The organism is Colwellia sp. SU-HH01217 (genome assembly GCF_057543495.1).
In genome coordinates, this window is record NZ_BAAJLX010000031.1 from 1 (window position 1) to 1,800 (window position 1,800).

At 49.7% G+C, this 1,800-nt stretch carries 1 rRNA gene; it reads right to left on the bottom strand.

Annotation, left to right across the window (positions count from 1 at the left end):
• Positions 1–63: 63 nt before the first annotated feature.
• Positions 64–1,800 (bottom strand): 23S ribosomal RNA (locus AC27G3_RS18060); the annotation flags it as partial.

The window sequence follows — 1,800 nt, forward strand, 5'->3', positions numbered from 1 at the left end:
TTGTGCGTGAAGTATTCTATGTCAGTCTTAACTACAATCTAAGTAAAACCACTTAGGTGTTGTATGGTTAAGCCTCACGGGTAATTAGTATCAGTTAGCTCAATGCCTCGCAGCACTTACACACCTGACCTATCAACGTTGTAGTCTCCAACGACCCTTTAGGGAGCTTAAAGCTCCAGTGAGAACTCATCTCAAAGCCTGTTTCCCGCTTAGATGCTTTCAGCGGTTATCAGTTCCGAACGTAGCTACCGGGCAATGCTATTGGCATAACAACCCGAACACCAGGGGTTCGTCCACTCCGGTCCTCTCGTACTAGGAGCAGCCCTCTTCAATTCTCAAACGCCCACGGCAGATAGGGACCGAACTGTCTCACGACGTTCTAAACCCAGCTCGCGTACCACTTTAAATGGCGAACAGCCATACCCTTGGGACCGACTTCAGCCCCAGGATGTGATGAGCCGACATCGAGGTGCCAAACACCGCCGTCGATATGAACTCTTGGGCGGTATCAGCCTGTTATCCCCGGAGTACCTTTTATCCGTTGAGCGATGGCCCTTCCATACAGAACCACCGGATCACTATGACCTACTTTCGTACCTGCTCGACGTGTCTGTCTCGCAGTTAAGCTGGCTTATGCCATTGCACTAACCGTATGATGTCCGACCATACTTAGCCAACCTTCGTGCTCCTCCGTTACTCTTTGGGAGGAGACCGCCCCAGTCAAACTACCCACCAGACAGTGTCCCCAACCCCGATAAGGGGCCTAGGTTAGAACATCACGCATACAAGGGTGGTATTTCAAGATTGGCTCCACCAAATCTAGCGACCTGGTTTCAATGCCTCCCACCTATCCTACACATGTAGGAGCAATGTTCACTGTCAAGCTATAGTAAAGGTTCACGGGGTCTTTCCGTCTAGCCGCGGGTATACGGCATCTTAACCGCAAATTCAATTTCACTGAGTCTCGGGTGGAGACAGTGTGGCCATGATTACGCCATTCGTGCAGGTCGGAACTTACCCGACAAGGAATTTCGCTACCTTAGGACCGTTATAGTTACGGCCGCCGTTTACCGGGGCTTCGATCATGAGCTTCGTCCGAGGACTAACCCAATCAATTAACCTTCCGGCACCGGGCAGGCGTCACACCGTATACGTCATCTTTCGATTTTGCACAGTGCTGTGTTTTTAATAAACAGTTCCAGCCACCTGGTTACTTCGACTGCTCATAGCTTAGGAAGCAAGTTCCATCACCGTGAGCAGCGTACCTTCTCCCGAAGTTACGGTACTATTTTGCCTAGTTCCTTCACCCGAGTTCTCTCAAGCGCCTTAGTATTCTCTACCTAACCACCTGTGTCGGTTTGGGGTACGGTTCCTATATATCTGATGCTTAGAAGCTTTTCCTGGAAGTATGGCATCAACAACTTCAATTCCGTAGAATCTCGTCTCGTGTCTCAGCGTTCCTAATAAAAGGAGAAACCCGGATTTACCTAAGTTTCTCGCCTACACACTTTCACATGGACTACCAACGCCATGCTTGCTTAGCCTGCTCCGTCCCTCCTTCGCAATATATAGAAGTACAGAAATATTAATCTGTTTCCCATCGACTACGCGTTTCCGCCTCGCCTTAGGGGCCGACTTACCCTGCCCTGATTAACATGGGACAGGAAACCTTGGTCTTTCGGCGGGGGAGTTTTTCACTCCCCTTATCGTTACTCATGTCAGCATTCGCACTTGTGATACCTCCAGCAAACTTCTCAATTCACCTTCAACGGCTTACACAACGCTCCCCTACCACTCATA